The organism is Shewanella sp. FJAT-52076 (assembly GCF_019457455.1).
In the GTDB taxonomy this organism is placed as follows: Bacteria; Pseudomonadota; Gammaproteobacteria; order Enterobacterales; family Shewanellaceae; genus Shewanella; species Shewanella zhangzhouensis.
Genome location: NZ_CP080415.1, coordinates 546,638 through 563,437, shown reverse-complemented (window position 1 = coordinate 563,437; position 16,800 = coordinate 546,638). Strand labels below are relative to the sequence as shown.

General features: G+C 56.8%; 13 protein-coding genes. All 13 read right to left on the bottom strand.

The features are described from left to right. Nucleotides 1–203: 203 nt before the first annotated feature. The 13 genes from tldD to K0H79_RS02410 all read right to left on the bottom strand — a co-directional run bounded on the left by tldD (nucleotide 204) and on the right by K0H79_RS02410 (nucleotide 16,753). Nucleotides 204–1,652, bottom strand: coding sequence for a metalloprotease TldD (tldD, locus tag K0H79_RS02470; protein WP_220077192.1), 1,449 nt, complete (start codon nucleotides 1,650–1,652; stop codon nucleotides 204–206). Between the two features lie 33 nt (nucleotides 1,653–1,685). Continuing rightward, nucleotides 1,686–2,528 carry a carbon-nitrogen hydrolase family protein gene (locus tag K0H79_RS02465; RefSeq protein WP_220077191.1) on the bottom strand — a complete coding sequence of 281 codons (843 nt, stop codon included), beginning with the start codon at nucleotides 2,526–2,528 and terminating at the stop codon, nucleotides 1,686–1,688. Then, on the bottom strand, nucleotides 2,452–6,990 hold the full coding sequence (locus K0H79_RS19265) for a YhdP family protein (protein ID WP_258405460.1): 4,539 nt from the start codon (nucleotides 6,988–6,990) through the stop codon (nucleotides 2,452–2,454). The genes K0H79_RS02465 and K0H79_RS19265 overlap by 77 nt, the downstream gene beginning before the upstream one ends. Further along, on the bottom strand, nucleotides 6,990–8,456 hold the full coding sequence (rng, locus tag K0H79_RS02455) for a ribonuclease G (RefSeq protein ID WP_220067788.1): 1,467 nt from the start codon (nucleotides 8,454–8,456) through the stop codon (nucleotides 6,990–6,992). Before rng ends, K0H79_RS19265 begins: the two co-directional genes overlap by 1 nt. Nucleotides 8,457–8,545: 89 nt before the next feature. After that, nucleotides 8,546–9,130, bottom strand: a complete 585-nt coding sequence (locus tag K0H79_RS02450) for a nucleoside triphosphate pyrophosphatase (protein ID WP_220077190.1) — start codon at nucleotides 9,128–9,130, stop codon at nucleotides 8,546–8,548. Nucleotides 9,131–9,135: 5 nt separating this feature from the next. Further along, nucleotides 9,136–9,624, bottom strand: a complete 489-nt coding sequence (gene mreD, locus K0H79_RS02445) for a rod shape-determining protein MreD (RefSeq protein WP_011758589.1) — start codon at nucleotides 9,622–9,624, stop codon at nucleotides 9,136–9,138. Next, nucleotides 9,621–10,547, bottom strand: coding sequence for a rod shape-determining protein MreC (gene mreC, locus K0H79_RS02440; RefSeq protein ID WP_220066569.1), 927 nt, complete (start codon nucleotides 10,545–10,547; stop codon nucleotides 9,621–9,623). Before mreC ends, mreD begins: the two co-directional genes overlap by 4 nt. A 45-nt stretch (nucleotides 10,548–10,592) precedes the next feature. Then, nucleotides 10,593–11,642 (bottom strand): rod shape-determining protein, encoded by a 1,050-nt coding sequence (locus K0H79_RS02435; protein ID WP_011758587.1) that lies wholly within the window; start codon nucleotides 11,640–11,642, stop codon nucleotides 10,593–10,595. Nucleotides 11,643–11,855: 213 nt separating this feature from the next. After that, nucleotides 11,856–14,501, bottom strand: a complete 2,646-nt coding sequence (locus tag K0H79_RS02430) for a DUF6701 domain-containing protein (RefSeq protein ID WP_220077189.1) — start codon at nucleotides 14,499–14,501, stop codon at nucleotides 11,856–11,858. Further along, nucleotides 14,488–14,907: an MSHA biogenesis protein MshP gene (locus tag K0H79_RS02425; protein ID WP_220077188.1), complete on the bottom strand. Its 420-nt coding sequence runs from the start codon at nucleotides 14,905–14,907 to the stop codon at nucleotides 14,488–14,490. Before K0H79_RS02425 ends, K0H79_RS02430 begins: the two co-directional genes overlap by 14 nt. Beyond that, nucleotides 14,897–15,745 (bottom strand): PilW family protein, encoded by an 849-nt coding sequence (locus K0H79_RS02420; protein WP_220077187.1) that lies wholly within the window; start codon nucleotides 15,743–15,745, stop codon nucleotides 14,897–14,899. The genes K0H79_RS02425 and K0H79_RS02420 overlap by 11 nt, the downstream gene beginning before the upstream one ends. Further along, on the bottom strand, nucleotides 15,745–16,272 hold the full coding sequence (locus tag K0H79_RS02415; protein WP_220066565.1) for a prepilin-type N-terminal cleavage/methylation domain-containing protein: 528 nt from the start codon (nucleotides 16,270–16,272) through the stop codon (nucleotides 15,745–15,747). The genes K0H79_RS02420 and K0H79_RS02415 overlap by 1 nt, the downstream gene beginning before the upstream one ends. Next, nucleotides 16,262–16,753 carry a Tfp pilus assembly protein FimT/FimU gene (locus tag K0H79_RS02410; protein WP_220077186.1) on the bottom strand — a complete coding sequence of 164 codons (492 nt, stop codon included), beginning with the start codon at nucleotides 16,751–16,753 and terminating at the stop codon, nucleotides 16,262–16,264. Before K0H79_RS02410 ends, K0H79_RS02415 begins: the two co-directional genes overlap by 11 nt. Nucleotides 16,754–16,800: the final 47 nt, after the last annotated feature.

The following is a 16,800-nucleotide window of genomic DNA, read 5'->3' as shown; positions in this document are numbered from 1 at the left end:
AAGCTCAGGTGTCTCCGATTGGAGATGCGAGCCAACCTTAGAGCAGTTTTCCCCGGAGGTAATTGACCTGGGTCAGTTGCCGGATGCTGTGAACGAGCGACTGAGTGACGGAATTCGCCCAATAAAAAAGGCGATCCCCAGATCGCCTTTAAAAAATAGTCTCGCGTTTAATAATCAGTACCGCCTGATTGAGTGGCGGGGCCTCAGGCGGTGCCACCCACGGTTAAGCGATCGAGTCTAAGGGTAGGCTGGCCAACGCCGACGGGCACGCTCTGGCCGTCTTTGCCGCATACGCCCACACCCTTGTCGAGCTCGAGATCGTTACCCACCATGGAAATTTGGCTCATGGCCTCGGGGCCGTTGCCAATGAGGGTCGCCCCCTTGATGGCACGGGTGATTTCGCCTTTTTCTATCAGGTAGGCTTCAGAGGCCGAGAACACAAACTTGCCCGAGGTGATGTCCACCTGACCGCCGCCGAAGTTGGGTGCGTAAATGCCCTTCTCCACCGACTTGATGATATCGGCAGGGTTGTCCTGACCGGCTGTCATGTAGGTGTTGGTCATACGTGGCATGGGCAGGTGGGCGTAAGACTCACGGCGACCGTTGCCTGTGGGCGCCACTCCCATCAAACGGGCGTTAAGCTTGTCCTGCATATAGCCTTTCAGGATACCGTTTTCAATGAGCACGGTACGGTGGCTTGGCACACCTTCATCGTCTATGGTGAGGGAGCCGCGACGGCCCGGCAATGTGCCATCGTCCACCACAGTCACCAATTTGGATGCCACCTGCTGGCCCACCTTACCACTGAAGGCGCTGGAACCTTTGCGGTTAAAGTCGCCTTCCAGACCATGGCCAACGGCTTCGTGAAGCAGTACACCCGGCCAACCCGGACCGAGCACCACAGGCATTTCTCCGGCTGGAGCATCCACGGCGGTGAGGTTTACCTGGGCCTGACGCACAGCTTCACGGGCAAAGGCAAAGCACACCGGCATGCCGCTGTCGTCATTGGCAAAAAGGGGCGCGAAATCGTGGCGACCACCGCCACCGGCACCGCCGCGTTCACGCTTGCCGTTTTCTTCCATAATCACCGAGCAGTTGAAGCGTACCAGCGGACGAATATCGGCCGCCAGGGTACCATCGCTGGCGGCTACCAGGATTTCTTCGTGCACGGCTGAGAGGCTCACCACCACCTGGATGATGCGGGAATCGAGGCTACGGATGTAGGCATCGGCCTGACGCAACATGGTGATTTTGGTGGCTTCTTCCATGGCCGCTATGGGGTCGGCGCTGTCGTACAGGGTCTTGGCGCCCTGGCGAGTCCAGGCTTTGACCTGATAATCGCTGCCGACCTGCGCTATACCGCGGGCCGCCAGCGCTGCCGCTTCGAGGGCGGCCGGAGTGATTTCATCGGCGTAGGCGAATCCGGTTTTCTCGCCACTGATGGCGCGCACTCCCACACCCCGCTCAATGTGGAAGGAGCCTTCCTTGATGATGCCGTCTTCCAATACCCAGGTTTCGTGCCTGCTGCCCTGAAAATAGAGATCAGAAAAGTCCACATTATGGCTGTGGATGAGTTTGAGGTACTCGGCCAGGTTATCCAGGCTCAGGTTGTTGGCGAGCAGACTCTGTTCAACTTGGGTTAAAAACGGCATCTGGTTTCTCTTTTCCCTAATAAAATTCTGTAGTTATTTACCGGCTTTCGCGGGCAGCAGCTCGGGGGCTGCAAAACGATTATGGCTGGCCACCGGCATGGCGGCACGTACCCTGGCCAACTCGTCCCTGTCGAGCCTCGCCTGCACCCAACCTGTGCCTTGGGCAAGCTCGGCGAGGGTGCGCCCCCAGGGGTCAATCAGCATACTCTGGCCCCAGGTTTCACGGCTGCCGGTATTGTGGGCGCCCCACTGGGCGGCGCCAAGTACAAAGCATTGGCTCTCTATGGCACGGGCCTTGAGCAGTATTTCCCAGTGCGCTTCCCCTGTCACCCTGGTAAAGGCAGCTGGCAATGCGATTATCTCGGCACCCGCCAGTCTCAATGCACGGAACATGTCGGGGAAGCGTACATCGTAACAAATGGCGAGACCCAGTTTACCGAAGGGGGTGTCCACCACCACCAGGTTCTCACCGGGGCAAAAGGTGTCGCTCTCTCGGTAGGTTTTGGTGCCATCGGCCACATCCACATCGAACAGGTGGATTTTTTCATAGTGCCCCAGCACAGTGCCGGCGTCATCGAATACATAGCATCGGCTATAAACCCGGCCATCGCCACTGCGGGCGGGGATAGTGCCCGCCACCAGAAATACTCCAAAGCGGGCCGCCAGTGTCGCCAGCGCCTGTTTCAGTGGCTCATCTTCGCCGGACCAGGCGAGCTGTTCACTCTCATGACCACCAAACAGCAAACAGCACTCGGGCAGCACCACCAATTGGGGCTCTCCGGGCACTCTTGGCAGCCGCTCAAGCTGCGATTCGATAAAGGCCAGATTGGCCTGCACATCCCGGCTGCTCTGGCATTGCAGCAAACTGACCTGCATGCGGATCTCCACGGCGTAAATAATGGCTCAATTGTACCGGCTTGGATGTGCCGGGCAACTGCGACAAAGGTTCAGGCTCGCCGGTCAAGGGCGTTTCAGGAATTTCGGGCTCCGGCTCTTCTGTTTGCTCCGGCACAGGATCGTTGACGGGCGCCGACTCAGGCACGGATTCTGGCTTTGCCTGCTCAGGGGCTTGTTGCTCTGGCCCAGACTGCGCAGCTGGAGTCGGCTCTGGGCCCCCTTGCGCCACCGGCGCATCGCCATCCGCTGAAGTTGCTGGTGCCTCCTTTGGTCTTGGTAGTACCGACTCAGGAATCTCTATCTCTTTGCTCTTACGCTCAAGCTCTTCGAGCATCGGGTCCGTCATGGTACCGGAGAGACGGAAGCGGATTTCCGAAATCACCTCAATCACGGGTTCCAATACCTTGGTGAGGGCAAAGGCGCCGAGGCCCATGGTCCAGGCGCTGGTACTGAGCAGCACCACGGTTGGCACACTGGAGGCCAGTTGGGGCACAAAACGAATGTCGTAGTTCAGGCTCTGGGTGGTCAGGTCGGTATAGCCACGTACCTTCATATTGCCGGCGATGGCGTCCATCTCGGTATCGCGGGTTTTCACCACACCATTATCCAGTTCCAGAGTACCGGCAAAACTGTTATAGAACATCCCCTTGCCAAATACATCCGTGAAATCCAGCGACAGCTTGCGCAGCAGCGAATCCAGGCTGAAGAGAGAAAAGATACGCGCGCCCTTGTCGCTGATTTCGGTCAGGCTGCCTTTGCCGAGTGCAAACTTGAGCCCGCCGCTGAGAGTGCCAAGGTCAAATTCGTGGGGTGCCCCCTGCCAGTAAAGCTCGGCGCTGATATCCAAAGGCGAATCCTTGATGCCCGGGGTAATGCCCAACTGCAGTGCCAAGGCATCAAACTTATCCGCCTTGAGGCTGAACTCCATGCGGGTTTGGTTGACGTCCATCAACCAGCCGCCCTGCCCCTTCAAGGTGGCCGCATCGGATGAGAGTGACAGGGTTTGAAAATTGTAGCGGCCCGGCTCGGGCAACCCCTGTAGCACCAGGTGCCCAAGGGCCCGGTCGTAGAGCCGGAAGTCATCCACATCCACCGCGATTGGCGGCAGATTACTGCTGAACTGCTCATCCCCCAACACCGAGGTTTCGGCCTCAGCCTCGGTGAACTCGGGAGACAGATATAATTTGCTGGCCCTGAGTTTAATGCCGCCACTGTGCCAATCGGGGAAGAGATCGATATCACCGCTGAACTCATTGGCATCTGTGCTGACGCGCCACAGTCCATCTTCCGGACGGGCAAATATCAGCGCATCGGCAAGGGACTGACCGAATATCGTCAGCTCGCCGATATCTGCATAAATGCCTTCCAGGCGCGGGAAGAAGCCGTTGGGCTGATGTTCTGGGTTGGTCTGTGCGTCTGGAGATACTTGCTGGGCACTGTCAGATGTGGGCTCTGCAGTGCTTGAGTCCACAAATCCCATAATGATGGGCAGCCAGTCATTAAAACTCGCCTGGCGCAAGGTAACATCGAGGTGGCCTCCGGTTGCAGAGCGAGCGCTCTGTGCAAGGGAGGTCACTGCCGCTACTGAGGCTGACTGTGTGGCAGCGGGCTCAGCGTGCTGTGTTGCATCCCCGGCTGACGTGGACTCAGGTTCCGCCTGAGTCAGACCGGCGGCTGCGGTGACGGTGCTGTCGCCCGCGCCTTCTGCAGCACCTGGGTTTTCAGGCGCCGTTGAGTTCTCGGAATCGCTGATTGTTTCGGACACGCCGACGCTTTGTGGCGAGGCGAGGCTGTCAGCCAGGGTCAGCAGAAAACTGTCCATGGTGCCGCTCGATGGCAGTATATGGCCGGCAAAATGTCCCTTATTGTCCAGAAACACATCCAGTGTCAGGCCATCGCCATTGCCCTGCAGCGCCAGTTTAAGCGGCATGGGTACGCCCACATTTTTGGCAAAGGGAGGAGGCAGTTTCAGCTCGGCGTTGCGCAAACTGGACTCAGCCTCTGCCTTAATATCAAAACCACCGGTCTTGGGCAGTGTGAGGGCCAGAGTGCCCTGCCACGCCAGCACACCGGCGTAGAAATCACTCAGGGGGTTGTCCAGTGATGGCGGCAAGGAGGCCAGATCCCAGCCACTCTTGAGTTTGGTATCCACTCGATAGCCATTGGCGCCATCTGCACCAAACACATCCAGACTGAGGGGCTGACCGAAGAGTCGGGCACTGAGCCCCCCGGCCTCAATCCTGTCGTTGGCAAACCTGAGCTCGCCCTTGAGGCGGTTGAGCTGTACGCCTGGGGTATCAAGGTATACGGGGGTATCATCAAAGAGCACCAATCCCTGGATGTCAGGCTTGCCGCCATGGTAAAGCGGAATGACGAGGTCCAGATCCCCTTTGACTGCGCCCTGCACCTTCACCACGTCCAATACGGCGCCTACTGAGTGTTTCAAAGGAGAAGACTGCAGCACTGCTGTGGCTGCAGGTCCTGTGGTGGCAAGCGCCGCCTCCACGTGCAATACGGTTTCGTGGCTCATTTCGGGAATATACACATGGGCTCCGGCGGCATTAACCGCCTTGAGCTTGCCTTCATCCACCCAGATATCCATGCGCAGGTTTTCAAACAGGGCACGCAACGACAAATCCGTCACCGCCGGCCAGTCAGGCTGGAAGGCGTAACTGGCCTCGTCCATCACAAAGCCCGCCTGAAAAATACCGCTGCTGTCCCGATAGGGGAAATCCTTGAGCGCACCATTCCATACCACGGCTGCATCTCGTGTACGACCTGCGATAATTGCCCCTTCCAGATAGTCGGCCAACTCGTTGCCCATGGCAGCACGGGGAAAATAGTAGCCGGCACGGGCAGCGTCGCGCACCTCAACACCTGCGCTGAGCGCCAGATGAGTCGGTTGGCTGAACACCATTTTCATGGCCGCATCCACTGCCAGGTCGGGATTTTCGAGCTGCACCGAGGGGGCGAGCAGTGCGTTTTCGGTCACATCAAAACCAAGTTCCATCCCTGGGGTTTGGAAGACCAGCGGCGCTTTAAAGGCTTGGGTGCCAAAGTCGACTTCGAGGGTCTGCGCAGGTAAGGAAGCCCGCAGTAATTCGCCATCGAAAAACAATTTTGCATCGAGCTGTTTAAGCCCGGGAATATGACCCACCTGCAGCCATCCCAGCCCACTGACCCCGGCGCTTACCGCCAGTTGATGGGTTGCATCCTGCTGAGCTGTGCTTTGCAACGCCTTATAGTGCAGGCGCATGTTCTGTAACTGCCCCTGGGGGTGCATGGCAAGCAGGGTTTTCAAGCCATCGATAGTGAGCCCGGGAATAAGGGGGACCAGGGGGGATAAGGAACCTAAATCCAGCGCATCCAGTTCGGCCTTAAGCTCAACACCATCGTACATGGCGGCCATCCTGGCCTCTGGCCAGGGCATATCATTGCTCACGAGCGCCAGCTGGTCACTGCCAAATAACCAGCCTCGGCCATGGCGTTGCCACACCAGGCTGCCACCATCGACGGCAAAGCGCTGCTGATTTTCAAGGCCGGGCCACTGCACATAGGAAGGTGAAAACTGCACCAGCGCCGACATCAAACTGAGGTCGGCCACATCGGCCCAGGCTTCAAAATTGACCACACCGGCCAAGGGTAAGGGCTCTGTCTCGTTGAAGGGATTGGGTTGGCGGGCTGCCCACTCACCCAAATCCAGCGCCCGTGCGGCCAGATACAACTGGCCATGTATGCTTTCCGGCTGACTTCCATCGCCTTTCAAATCGATTTGCAGCGACAAACGCTCGGAGACAGACGCCCTGTCATCCAGATACACATAGCCTTCTGCCCGGTGGCGACCATCTAGGTTCAGCCAGCGCAAGTCGCCCACGTAGATTGGGCGGAAATCGTGGTGCTTGCTCTTGAGCTGCACAGTGGCGTCGGTCAGGGCAAATTGCTGCAGCTGCTCCAGCAGCAGGGGCGACAGCCAATCTATTACCCGGGTGGACTCTTTTACCCGAGCGGTGTCGTTACTGGCAGGAATAGGCTCTTGCGGGCCTGAGCCCCCCATGGCGTCAAGGTCCAGGGCAATCTGTACCCCTTCGAAGGCCACGTGCTCCACCGTGGGTTCGCGGCTTATCAGCGTTTGCCAAAAATCCAGCTTGATGTCGGTGCGTTTGATAATCAGGGTAAGCGGGAGCCCTTCCTGGGGAGGCAAAATCAGGTTTTCAACCGTCAGTGATGGCCCGAAGGCTTGCCACTCGGCCGCCAGACGACTGACTTTGACTTCAATGCGGTAGTTTTCCCACAGGTAATCAGTCACTTTGTCGCGGGCTTGTTCCAGTTGCGGCAGCAGGCTGCGGATGAGGCTGACCCCCAGTGCAAACAGCACCAGTAAGGTTGCCAGCGTTAATCCACAAATCCGGCCCAAAGCGGCCGGACGCCAGAATGCTGCCACTAGACCATTACCACATCGTACTTATTCTGGGCATACAGGGGCTCCATCTGTACCCGGATCCGCTTGCCAATATAGACTTCCAACTCGGCCACATGGTGATGCTCATCGCCGCTGAGGCAAGCGTGCACCGCAGGCGCGCAGTACACCAAGAATTCATCGGCATCATAGGCCTTATCGAGACGTATGATTTCACGGAAAACTTCGTAGGTAACAGTTTCCACCGTCTTCATATAACCGCTGCCCTTACAGGCCGGGCACTCGCCGCAGAGCACATGTTCGAGACTCTCCCGGGTGCGTTTGCGGGTCATTTCCACCAGCCCCAAGCCGGAGAAACCGCTGACATTGGTCTTAACCCTGTCGTGGGCGAGGGCCGATGTCAGGCTCGACAGCACACGCGCTCGGTGGTCTTCGCTGAGCATGTCGATAAAGTCAATGATGATAATGCCGCCGAGATTACGCAGCCGCAGCTGGCGGGCAATGGCCTGGGTCGCCTCGAGGTTGGTATTGAAGATGGTTTCTTCAAGATTTCGATGGCCAACAAAGGCGCCCGTGTTGATATCTACAGTCGTCATGGCCTCGGTCTGGTCGATAATCAGGTACCCACCCGACTTGAGTTCTACCTTGCGCCCCAGGGCCCGCTGGATTTCGTTTTCCACATCGTAGAGGTCAAAGATGGGCACACTGCCGCTGTAGAGTTCAATTTTTTCTTCAAACTCCGGCATAAACTCCTGAGCGAAATGTTTGAGCTCTTCGAAGGTGCTGCGGGAGTCTACCTGAATACGGTCCAGATCCGTGCCGACAAAGTCGCGTACAATGCGCACCGGCAAGGCAAGATCCTGATACAGCAGTGAACTGCCCTTGCGCTTGCGCCGCTCTGTCACCTTGGCCCAGACCCGTCGCAGGAAGGCGGCATCCTGTGCCAACTCTTCGGCGCCGGCACCTTCGGCCGCGGTGCGGATAATAAAGCCACCATCCTCGTCAACAAAGGGCAGTGTGGCTTCTTTCAGGCGGGTTCTTTCATCTTCAGATTCAATACGCTGGGACACACCCACATGGGCAGAGCCGGGCATGAATACCAGATAGCGGGAAGGCAGTGTGATGTCGGTGGTCAGGCGTGCGCCCTTGGTGCCCAGGGGATCTTTTACTACCTGCACCATGATGTCCTGGCCCTGACGCACCAGCTCGGCAATGTCGCGCACCACAAAGTTGCCCTTTTCCACATCGGCCACACATTCAGTATGGGGCATGATGTCGGAGGCATGTAAAAACGCGGCCTTATCCAGGCCGATGTCAACGAAGGCGGCTTGCATGCCCGGAAGAACCCGGCTGATTTTGCCCTTGTAGATATTGCCCACGAGGCCGCGTTTCATCCGGCGCTCGATATGGACTTCCTGCAACACCCCGTGTTCCACCAGCGCCACTCTGGCCTCGTTGGGGGTGACGTTAATCAAAAGCTCAGAGCCAATCTTGCGCGGATTTTTCTGACTGGAGTTACTCACAGTGTTCACGGTTACCCCTCAGGGAAAGTCAGTTAATCGATTGGGGCCGATGCAGCTTAAATCAGTGAAAATGCAGCCAGTAAACGGCGACTCTCCACCAAAGGTAGCCCAACAACGGCGCTGTAACTGCCATCGATGGCTTCAACAAAGACACCACCCAGCCCCTGAATACCATAGGCACCGGCTTTATCCATGGGCTCACCTGTGTCCACATAGGCAAGAATATCCTGCCGGGACAGGTCGGCAAAGCGTACCTTGGTTGTCACAGTGTCGCACAACGTACGGTCACCGTCAGTGAGGGCCACCGCAGTCATGACCTCATGTTCGCGGCCAGAGAGCGCACTCAGCATGGCAACGGCTTCGTCTTTATCACCGGGTTTGCCAAGGAGCGACCCATCGAGCACCACTATGGTGTCTGAACCCAGCACCACGGGCGCATTGATGTGCCCGCAAAGTGCCAGCCCGGCCTTTGCTTTTTCGACCGCAAGACGTGCCACATAGTTCGCAGGTGACTCACCGACCAACGGGGTTTCATCGATATCGGGATTAACGCGATCAAAGGAAAATCCCGCCACGCCCAAACCAGCCTGAGCCAGTAGCTCACGGCGACGGGGTGACTGGGATGCCAGCACCAGAGTCATGAAATTTATCTCACTTTATAACGGCGGCGCACCCGACGCAGGAACCAGAACACCCAGGGCCAGATAACGAGGCTGGACAACACAGGCCAAAAGATGGCATGGGAGTAAGTGGCCTTGGTCAGCACGTACTGCAGCCAGTACACCACCAGATGAAACACCCCAACCAGGGATGCAACCAATAAAGATTGCTGCCAGATGGTGAAGTTACGCATACGCTGGAAATGCAGCGCCACCACGTAAATCACCAGTGAAAAGGCCAGCGCCCTGACGCCAAGGGTCGCGCCCAGCAATACATCCAGTACCACACCCAAAATCCAGGCGGTCAGAATGTTGTATCTGTGGGGCAAAGCCATGGTCCAGTAGATGAGTACCAGCAGCAGCCAGTCCGGACGCCAGGCGGCAACCAGATCCGGCAGCGGCATAATTTGAAACAATAAGCCGACAAACAGAGTCAGCCATACAACGATGCGGCGATTGGGGGCCTGCAGACTCATTGGGCCTCCTCAGTGGCGATTGGGGCGGCCTCTGTGGCAGGCTCATCCTGAGCCGGCGCATCAGCTGCGTCAGCGGAGCCCTCAACGGCTTCGGTATTCACAGGGTTACTTCCGGCATCGGGCCAAATCAGCAGCAAGTAACGGATACGGTCCAGCGCCGCCAGCGGCTGTGCCATGACCTTGGCATAGGATTGAGCATCGTCACGCTCTACCACGGTAACGCGCGCAACCGGGTAACCTTCAGGAAAACGACGCCCAAGACCCGAGGTCACCAGCAAATCGCCGACTTTGACGTCGGTGCTTTTCGCGACGTGTCTTAATTCAACTTCATCCAACTCACCAGTGCCATTCACTATCATGCGCACATCGTTGCGGGTAATACGCACAGGGATGGCATGACTGGTGTCTGACATCAGCAGCACCCGCGCCGTAATGGCACTGACTTCAACCACCTGTCCCACTATGCCCTGGGCATCGAGCACAGGCTGGCCCACATAGACCCCATTCTGGGTACCGCGGTTAATAACGATTTGCTGATGGAAAGGATCGCTGGCCACTTCCATCACTTCAGCCACCATCTTGCGGGCATCCATGTGCAGGGGCGAGCCCAGCAAGGTGCGCAGGCGCTCGTTTTCCTGGCGCAGATGTTCGAAACGCTGCAGTCGCTCGCTCATCATCAGTTGCTGACGCAACATTTCGGCATTCTGACGTTCCAGCATGGTGCGGGTAGCGAGCATTTCGGCAAAGCCATCCAACATGTCGCCGGGAACATTGGCCAGATACTGCAGTGGGCTGAGCAGTGTCGCCATAGACTGGCGCACCGGCGTGAGGCGATCATTGGCCACGATAAGCAGCACCGACAAAATAATTGCCAGTGTCAGTCGGAATTGGTTAGAGACGCCGCGAACAAAAATAGGCTTCATAAAACAAAGGAGGCGGTAGCATTACCGCCTCTTTCACCTGTGGTGTTAATTTTCTTCGGAGAAGAGATCGCCACCGTGCATGTCGATCATTTCAAGGGCCTTACCACCGCCTCTGGCCACGCAGGTCAGCGGATCTTCGGCCACCATCACAGGGATACCGGTTTCCTGCATCAGCAGGCGGTCGAGGTCACGCAAGAGCGCACCACCACCGGTGAGCACCATACCGCGCTCGGAGATATCGGAAGCCAGCTCCGGTGGAGACTGCTCTAGTGCCACCATCACGGCACTGACGATACCCGACAGTGGCTCTTGCAGGGCTTCGAGAATTTCGTTGCTGTTGAGGGTGAAGCTTCTTGGCACACCTTCGGCCAGGTTGCGGCCGCGCACTTCGATTTCCAGCACTTCGTCGCCTGGGTAGGCGGTTCCTATGGTGTGCTTGATACGCTCGGCGGTAGCTTCACCAATCAGGCTACCGTAGTTACGACGCACATAATTGATGATGGCATCGTCAAACTTATCACCACCGATACGCACGGAAGAAGAGTACACCACACCGTTCAGGGAGATGATGGCCACTTCCGTGGTACCACCACCGATATCCACTACCATGGAACCTGTTGCTTCAGATACCGGCAAACCGGCACCGATGGCCGCCGCCATTGGCTCTTCAATCAGATACACTTCGCGGGCACCGGCGCCCATGGCTGATTCACGGATGGCCCGGCGCTCCACCTGGGTGGCTCCTACTGGTACGCACACCAGCACCCGGGGGCTTGGGCGAAAGAAACTGTTGTTGTGAACTTGCTTAATGAAGTGCTGCAGCATCTTCTCAGTCACGTAAAAGTCGGCGATTACACCGTCTTTCATCGGGCGGATCGCCTGAATGTTGCCAGGGGTACGTCCGAGCATCAGCTTGGCTTCGGTACCCACAGCAGCCACGGACTTTTGCCCTGAGCTGTTGCGTTCGTTACGAATTGCCACCACCGAAGGTTCATTGAGGACAATACCTTCTTCACGCACATAGATAAGGGTGTTGGCGGTACCCAGGTCGATCGAAAGATCATTGGAAAAAATGCCACGCAGCTTTTTGAACATGTAACCAGCCTGTTTTTCTGAGAGGAGCCAGAGAAAAGAAAAATCAGCTAACTTTATCAATGCCACCCTGATTCCACAAGACTGGGGAGGTTAACAATCGCTAATGAAGTGATTTTTTTTGAACCGAAAGTAAGGTGATGAAAAATGCGGCAGTTTTTCACACCAAACCAGACTCAGTTCCACCGTGTTTGAGCGTCAAATTCTCTGTAGTCGTCAATTGATCTCGCGCCAAAAAATAATGCGATCGTCGCCTCGGTAACGACCAAAATAGGCACTTGCCCTGGGATCGCTGAGGGTTTGCGGCTCGCTGCCGCTCCAATTCCAGTACCAATGCAGCCAATCCGACACATCCAGTGGCGCCGTCACCTGTCCGCGGTAAAAGGTGGTGCCCAAAGCCTGCCAGAAGAGCGGCAATTGCCCTTGACTGAAACTTGCCGATGTAGCGCTGCGGTCGATACTTTGCCCGGCCAGCAATCCCGGCTGATACAAATAACCCAGAGCAGGGTTATCCACCTGAAAACTTAAAGGTACTGAGGCTATGCTGCAGCTGTCCTCGGTGGACAGCGTCCAGGCACTGCCGTTCCAGTATTGAGCATAGGCTGGCATGCGCAATATATCGGTCTCAGGGCCGTAGGTGTTATCCAGCACCGCCCGGCCGTGGCGCATGGGCACAGTGCCCAGTCGCTGGGCGCTGCAGCCATCGGGCATCACACTGCAGTCACCGACGCTGTCTGGATTCATATCCAATGGCGCAAGCCTGGAGAGTTCTCCGTCCATATCATTCACCCAGAGGCCAATATCCAACAGCTCAAAAGGGCCATCCATGCCGGGGGCCGTGGTGCGCGCAAAAATGAATGTAGATGTGCTGTCAAACGCCATAACGCCCGCTGCCCAGGCCCCTGCCAAGGCGCTCAATCTGGCAGACAAGTCCGTACCATTGTTGTCATTTTCCGCCGCCAGTACCGCCTTGCCTTTGGCAAAATCATCCCGGTAATTCACCGTGACCTGATTCTGGTGATTGTGCGCCTCAAGCTGCATCGACAGCGGGGTCGGCTGCCCCATGTAACTGAAACTTGGCGAGTTAAGCAAGCCACAAGCTGGGATCAGACTGACGTCTTTCACCGCAAAGTCCGCAGGCACAAAGCGGCCAATATTGCCGGACTGTGCCAGCGGAATGCGATAAAACTGGCTGCCAAGGTAGGTATTCGGCGCCTGGGCGCTGAAAAGGAATACCCCCACCTCATTAATGCTTTGGCTGATTTGGTTGGCGCCCACCTGAGCTTTATGGGAATAGCTGCCAGTGCCTACTATCCCGTCACTGCCGCCCACAGGCGCCACCAGGGTACTGCCGAGGGTGATGTTCTGTATCTCAAAATTGGGGGTTGTTGCGTTATCGCAATATTCATTGTCAGTATCTGAGCTCCAGGCATGGGCCGAGATGAGCAAGTCAAAGCTGTCGCCGGTTTTGCGATAGGCGGCGCAAGTGGCATCCCCTGCCGGGCAGCTCGCCAGCGTGTCTTTGGCTCTGACACACATTCCCACAGGAAAGCTGACGAAGCTGTCGCTGCCATCCAGCTGCAAATTCCCTTCACTGCCGCCACCCAGATACCTGGCATTGAGCGCAAGCTGGCCGGCGTCCGGATAGTTCACACTCAAGGTGGCCTCACCCTGGCTGTTAAAGTTCAGGGGGATAGAAGTCGCATCCTGGACGCTGGTACCTATAGAGCTACTTTCTACCGTCATCTTCGGACTGCCCACCAGGGTTGTGACATCTGGACTGAGGTAGTCGCTCCAGAATGCCAGCTGCTTGCTGGTGTTTTGAAACGTGGGGACACAGCGCTGCGACTGGTCGTCTTTACGCACTGCACTCAGGGTAATACTTGCGGCCTTACCCGCCAGCTTGTCTGGCACATCAAATAAAAGGCCACTGTCGGCAAAGGCTAAGGTACAGGAGGCCATGCTGGGTGTGCTGCTTCCCCGCTGACACAGAGTCGGGTTCACTGCCACCGGTGAAGAGCTGCCCACACCGATAGTCACCGGCGGCGCCACCACAGTATGCCAAAGCCGCTTTTGGCCACTGCCATTCACCAGGCTGATATTGTTGCCGCCTTCCCAGCCCGTTACGGCATTCGCTGCAGTTAAGGTGGCGCTGACCGGGTCTGTGACCAACTCACTGCAGCTGCCATTTTTACAGGCCAGCACTGTGACTGTCTCGGCTTTACAGGTCAGGGGACTTTGGGAGTATTGCAGCAGAAAGTGGTCAATTTGGATGGCCTTTTGCTTATCGCACATACCGCCGAAATCAGCATTGTCCACAACTGAGAGATCCACATCCACATCGCCGTTGCCCTGGATAGCCAAAGAGCCCCCGGCGGCCAGCGCACCATCGAGGGACGCATTACCTGTGATATGTACTGAGCCCGCAACATACAGGATGGCATTGATGTAGTTTTGTCCTGCCATACTGAAGGAGCCACGAACATAGATAATCAGGTCTTCAGCGCGACCACTGGCGTTGAGACTGGCTTGGTTCAAATCAAAACTATCAAAGTAAAGCCTGGTAGTGCGGCCATTGGTGTTGATATAGCTTCCGTGACTGAAGCTGCCGCTGGAATAGTTGTAATCCCCTGGCGTAAAACTGTCATTGAAATTGCGGTTGTTCAGGGTGCACGACGACGCCCTTCCGTGTTTGCTGCATTCAATATTGCCACGACTGGTTTCGAGGTTGGGGGGCGGTAGCAGTCCTGGATTGTGATTGCCCGTTGGTGGGTCCGTAAAAATATCGGAGCAAACCGGCACAGCCATGGCCTGTGGCAGCCAGCAAAGCAGTACTATCAGCAGAAGTCTAAGGAATGGCACGGGCACTGACCTCCACGCTACGGCTTACTCTCAGGTCACCACTTTCGCAGAATGCACGGCTGACAACGAGATACTGAGTCACCCCTTCGGCACTGAAACTATTGCAGGACAGATTCACCACACAACCATGGAATCCCACCATCGCCGGCGGCGTCCAACTGTCGCTGCTGTTGCACACAGGTGCGCCGCCACTGATGGGGAACAGCTTCGCCATGGCCGCATCGGCGCCGCTGTTGGCTGAAGCCAGCGCCCGTGCGCCCCACACTTCCAGTGTCAAGGCTTCATCGGCATCGCTGACCATGCGGATAAGCGCCGCCGCGAGCAAAAACATCACAGTGATCACAAAGATCCCTACGATGAGCACACTGCCTCGCTGCCTGGAACGCATAGGGAAATTAGGGGACATTGGCTGTATGTACCTGATGTTGATATTGGAAGGTTTCGCCGTTCACAGCAAAGCCCACGTCCAGCTGTACCATGGCATTGTTTATCAGGGTGGAAGCCTGCAGTGCGATGGGCGCAGGCGTAGTCACCGCGTTTGCCATCAGTGCCGAACGCCCCGAAAGCTTCATGGCAGGCACATCGGGTTGCACCGCACTGAGACCATAGCCACTGAAGCGCCACAGGCTGATATTGTGACTGGTCAGCTGCTCGATAAAACAATAACTCACCACATCCTGACTGAAGTATATACGGCGGCTCGGCGAGCCCTGACTGAAGCGTACCGGCTTATCAAAACTCAGCTCCAGTGAATCGACGCCGTCTATCACCGACTTCACGGCAAAACGCTTGCCGGTATCACCCGTCGCCAGTGGGTAAACATCTGTCGCCATCAGGGGGTAAACGTGGGCCATTTGCCCGGCGGTAATGCTGGTATTGGCACCATCGCGCATCACCTTGGCCTGCTGCGCCGTAGCATCTGGTGATATGGCCAATGTCAAATAGCTGGTGCTCGCTGCAATAGGCACCATTTCGAGACATTGCCAGCTATCGGTGCCATCGCTGCCGGCACCAAGCCTCAAGCTGCCGGGAAGCGCGCGGCGAATATCACGGGTGAGGCGTTCGATGGCATACCGGCTCTCACCCGTCACCTGCTCAACGGCCGACGACTCGATAAAAATGCGGGTGCCGAAGATGATGAAGCTGCTCACCCCCACGGCCAATACCCCCAGCACCAGGATCACGGTGACCAGTTCCACCAGGGTGAACCCCCGGGCGCTTGGCCCAATCGCAGCGCAGCGCATCAGTAGTTGCTCCTCACGGCATGGTAAGTGATTACTTCGCCTTGAGGTGTGGTGACATGAATGGCGATAAGTTTATTCACTTCAGGGGCCGAACTGCTGACCTCCACGGCCAGTTTGAAGCCGGGGTAACGGTCGATATAGCGCTGGCTCGAGTTCAGCATAAACTGGGATTCATTCAATCCATGGTAGTCATCCACATCATCGAAATCATTACGCCCTTCCCCCTCCGGCCCCATTTGAGTGCTGCAGGCCAAGGCTGAGGGCGAGCCACAGGCCGGCACGCCGCCATTGATATTGCTGTGTTCATCGTACCTTTTGCCCCAGATCTCATTGAGCACCGACTGTGCCAACTCAGCACTTCTTACCCGCTGCAGCGTCATTGCCGCCCGGTCTGCCTGGGGAAAAAGCATGCTGGACAGCAATACCAGTGCAATGGCCAGCACCAGCATGCCAACCACCAGCTCTACCAGGGTAAATCCCGCTGTGCGTTTGGATAACACTGGCACATTGCTGAGACTAACGGGCATGAATATACCCCTCAGATTCTATCGCCAGCACCAGGGTTTCGTCAGCGATAGCCAGGATACAGTCGCCGCTGCAGCCCGTGGTGGGGAGTCGGCCGAGGGTATCAAAATCCAGATTAAAACTGCGGGTTCCACCGGCAAGCAGCGCCAGCTCACTGCCGCCCTGAAATCCCTGCCAGGGCTGCTCATGGGCGGTGTCCTGAGCTCCGGAACATTGATTGGCGGTGCGACCTTGATAACGTTCGATGCGGTACCCCTGGCTGCTGGATACGGCCACGCGAATACAGAGATCGGTATTATTCATGGCGAAGAGCTGCGCCTTACGCAGCTCAGCCATAAATTCATTGCGAAGGGAGTAGGCACTGTAGGAAGAAGCAGATAACAGGCGAGGAATGGCCACCACCGCCAGAATCCCTATCAGGATGATGGTGGTAACAAGCTCAATCAGGGTAAAACCACGCGATAGAGAATGACGTGACTGCATCCAGCGCTCACCTGCAATACTAGGTCATTCAAGTTTCCAACAACTTG